Genomic DNA, 3,237 nt, shown 5'->3' with positions numbered 1-3,237 from the left:
AAAGCATAAGGAAAAGACCCAGAGCCTCCTCCAGGGCGCGACCGGTCGTTAACACTCCCTACCCATGATCCGACTTGAAAGCATCCTGACCCCCGGCCGTTCCCTGGTGAACGTGCCGGGCGGCAGTAAAAAGAAAGCCCTCGAGCAAATTGCCAACCTCATCCATCGCGAAGTGCCGGATCTGGCCATGCAGGATGTCTTCGAGAGCCTGGTCGCCCGTGAAAAACTCGGTTCAACCGGTTTTGGCAACGGTATCGCCATCCCCCACTGTCGCCTCAAGGGCTGTCATTCACCCATCAGTGCCTTGATGCACCTTGATGCCCCCATCGATTTCGATGCCATCGACGGCGCACCGGTTGACCTGCTGTTCGTTCTGCTGGTCCCGGAAGCCGCTACCGATGCGCACCTGGAACTTTTACGCCAGATCGCCAGCATGCTCGACCGCAAGGAAGTGCGTGAAAAACTGCGCAGCGCGCCGAGCAATGAAGCCTTGTATCAGGTAGTCCTGGACGAGCAAAACGGTCATTAATCATGCGCTTGATCATCGTCAGCGGACGCTCCGGCTCAGGTAAAAGTACTGCCCTCGATGTGCTTGAGGACAATGGCTATTACTGCATCGACAACCTGCCTGCCGGGTTGCTGCCCGAGTTGGCCGAGCGCGCATTGATCCATACCGAACTGGTGCAACCACTGGTTGCCGTATCCATCGACGCGCGTAACTTGCCGAGTCACCTGTCGCGGTTCCCCGAACTGCTCGAAGAAGTCCGCAGCCGGCATATCCAGTGCGATGTCCTGTACCTGGACGCCGACGAAGAAACCTTGCTCAAACGCTTTTCCGAAACCCGTCGTCGCCACCCATTGAGCAGCGCCAATCGCTCGTTGGCCGAGGCCATCAGTGATGAAACCAGCCTGCTCGGGCCGATTGCCGACCTTGCCGATCTCAAGGTAAATACCACCAACCTGAACCTGTATCAGCTGCGCGATACGATCAAGCTGCGCCTGCTGAACCAGCCGGAACCCGGCACGGCATTCCTGGTGGAATCTTTCGGCTTCAAGCGCGGCATGCCGGTGGACGCCGATCTGGTGTTCGATGTGCGCTGCCTGCCCAACCCCTACTGGAAGCCGGAGCTGCGCGCGCAGTCCGGCCTTGATCAACCTGTGATCGAGTACCTGGCGGCGCAACCGGATGTCGAGGAGATGTTCCAGGACATTTCCACATACTTGCTCAAATGGCTACCGCGCTTTGCGGCCAGTAACCGCGCTTACGTCACGATTGCCATCGGTTGCACCGGCGGACATCACCGCTCCGTCTACCTGACCGAACGCTTGGGCAAGACCCTGCAGCAATCCCTGAAGAACGTCCAGGTTCGCCACCGCGACCTCAGCTAAAGGATTCACATCGCGATGCCTGCTCTGGAAATCGAAATCATCAACAAGCTGGGCCTGCACGCCCGGGCATCCGCAAAATTCGTTGGGGTCGCCGGTCAGTTCAAGGACTGTACGATCAGGGTAGGCCGCACGCCGCAAACCACCGTCGACGGAAAAAGCATCATGGCCATGATGATGCTGGCTGCCGGCAAAGGTACGAGGATCTACCTGAGTACGGAAGGCGAACAGGAGCAGGAAGCGTTGGACGCCTTGGTCGCACTGATCAACAACTACTTCGACGAAGGCGAATAAGCGGCAAACCTATCGTTGACCGGCACTGCGCAATCGCGACCACGCTTGCTTCTGCCGAGTCAGGCCCATGAAAAAGGCGCGCCACCCAATGGGTGGCGCGCCTTTTTCATGGGCTGCTGAGGTTAGCTACCGGCGACTGTCATCCGCTCGATCAACACCGAACCGGTGCGAATGTTGCTGCGCAGCTCCAGGTCATTACCCACGGCAACGATCTGTTTGAACATGTCGCGCATGTTGCCGGCGATGGTCACTTCCTGGACCGCAAACTGGATCTCGCCGTTCTCGACCCAGTAGCCCGCCGCGCCGCGCGAATAATCGCCCGTCACCATGTTCAGGCCCTGGCCCATCAACTCTGTGACCAACAAGCCACGCCCCATGCGTCGCAGCAAGGCAGCCTGATCTTCGTCGCCATGGGTGACAAACAGGTTGTGCACACCGCCGGCGTTCGCGGTGCTCGGCATGCCGAGCTTGCGGCCGGAATAGGTGCCGAGGATGTAGGAAACCAATTCGCCCTTTTCGACGAACGGCTTGGCGTAGGTTGCCAGGCCATCGCCATCGAACGCGGCACTGCCCATGGCGCGCATCAGGTGCGGTCGCTCATCGATCGTCAGCCATTGCGGGAACAACTTCTGGCCGAGGGTGCCCTCAAGGAACGACGATTTGCGATACAGGCTGCCGCCGGAAATCGCCGACAGGAAACTGCCGAACAAGCCACCGGCCAATTCTGCCGAAAACAGCACTGGCACTTCGCAGGTCGGCACCGGACGCGCACCCAGGCGGCTCGCCGCTCGCTGCGCGGCACGCTGGCCGATGCTGACAGGGTCGGCCAGCAAACTGCCCTGGCGATTCACGTCGTACCAGTAATCACGCTGCATCTGGCCATCGGCCTCGGCAATCATTACGCAGCTCAGGCTGTGGCGGGTCGACGCATAACCACCGACAAAACCGTGGCTGTTGCCATAGACCCGGCAACCCTGATGCGTGCTCAGGGTGGTGCCGTCGGCATTCTTGATCCGGCTATCGGCGGCAAACGCCGCAGCTTCGCAGGCCAGCGCCTGCTCGATGGCTTGTTCCGGGGTGATGTCCCATTGGTGGAACAGGTCGAAGTCCTCCACGTCACGCGCCATCAGAGCAGCATCTGCAAGACCTGACGCTTCGTCTTCCGAGGTGTGTTTGGCAATGGCCAGCGCCGCCGCGACGGTTTCGCGAATGGCATCCGGGCCACTCGCCGAAGTGCTGGCCGAGCCCTTGCGCTGGCCAACATACAAGGTGATGCCAAAACCCTGATCACGATTGAATTCAACGGTTTCGACTTCACGCTGGCGCACCGTGGTCGACAGGCCCTGCTCCAGGGACACCGCCACTTCACAGGCACTGGCGCCCTGGCGCTTGGCTTCAGCGATGATCTGCTCGACTTGTTCCTGCAGTGCCGGCAACGCTTGTGGGCCGACGCTTTCAACTGCACTCATGCTGTTCTCCACTCAAATTCTGCTTTCGGTAACGGTCATCGAGCGACCGGGCCGGACAAGCGGCCCCCGACTGGTTATCATGGCGGCG

General features: G+C 60.1%; 4 protein-coding genes. 3 read left to right on the top strand and 1 reads right to left on the bottom strand.

Annotated features, from left to right (window positions below):
- Positions 1-64: 64 nt before the first annotated feature.
- From ptsN to D8V06_RS29975, 3 genes are read left to right on the top strand one after another with little or no spacing between them, the layout of a single operon-like run.
- Positions 65-529, top strand: a complete 465-nt coding sequence (gene ptsN, locus D8V06_RS29985; RefSeq protein WP_056855026.1) for a PTS IIA-like nitrogen regulatory protein PtsN — start codon at positions 65-67, stop codon at positions 527-529.
- Between the two features lie 2 nt (positions 530-531).
- Complete coding sequence (gene rapZ / locus D8V06_RS29980) at positions 532-1,389, top strand: RNase adapter RapZ (protein WP_056855025.1); 858 nt, start codon at positions 532-534, stop codon at positions 1,387-1,389.
- A 15-nt stretch (positions 1,390-1,404) separates the two neighbouring features.
- A complete protein-coding gene (locus tag D8V06_RS29975) occupies positions 1,405-1,680 on the top strand; it encodes an HPr family phosphocarrier protein (protein WP_056855024.1) in 276 nt (91 codons plus the stop codon).
- Positions 1,681-1,802: 122 nt separating this feature from the next.
- Here D8V06_RS29975 and pmbA read toward each other — a convergent pair whose 3' ends face one another.
- Positions 1,803-3,149, bottom strand: coding sequence for a metalloprotease PmbA (gene pmbA, locus D8V06_RS29970; RefSeq protein ID WP_130906268.1), 1,347 nt, complete (start codon positions 3,147-3,149; stop codon positions 1,803-1,805).
- Positions 3,150-3,237: the final 88 nt, after the last annotated feature.

This window comes from Pseudomonas sp. Sample_24, from assembly GCF_004307605.1.
Taxonomy (GTDB): Bacteria; Pseudomonadota; Gammaproteobacteria; order Pseudomonadales; family Pseudomonadaceae; genus Aquipseudomonas.
The sequence above is the reverse complement of the archived record's forward strand: the minus strand, read 5'-3'. Positions and strand labels throughout refer to the sequence as shown.

What these genes read in the sequence shown, in the direction of transcription:
- ptsN (WP_056855026.1), top strand. Translation starts at nt 65, where the DNA reads ATGATCCGACTTGAAAGCATCCTGACCCCCGGCCGTTCCCTGGTGAAC.
- rapZ (WP_056855025.1), top strand. Translation starts at nt 532, where the DNA reads ATGCGCTTGATCATCGTCAGCGGACGCTCCGGCTCAGGTAAAAGTACT.
- D8V06_RS29975 (WP_056855024.1), top strand. Translation starts at nt 1,405, where the DNA reads ATGCCTGCTCTGGAAATCGAAATCATCAACAAGCTGGGCCTGCACGCC.
- pmbA (WP_130906268.1), bottom strand. Translation starts at nt 3,149, where the DNA reads ATGAGTGCAGTTGAAAGCGTCGGCCCACAAGCGTTGCCGGCACTGCAG.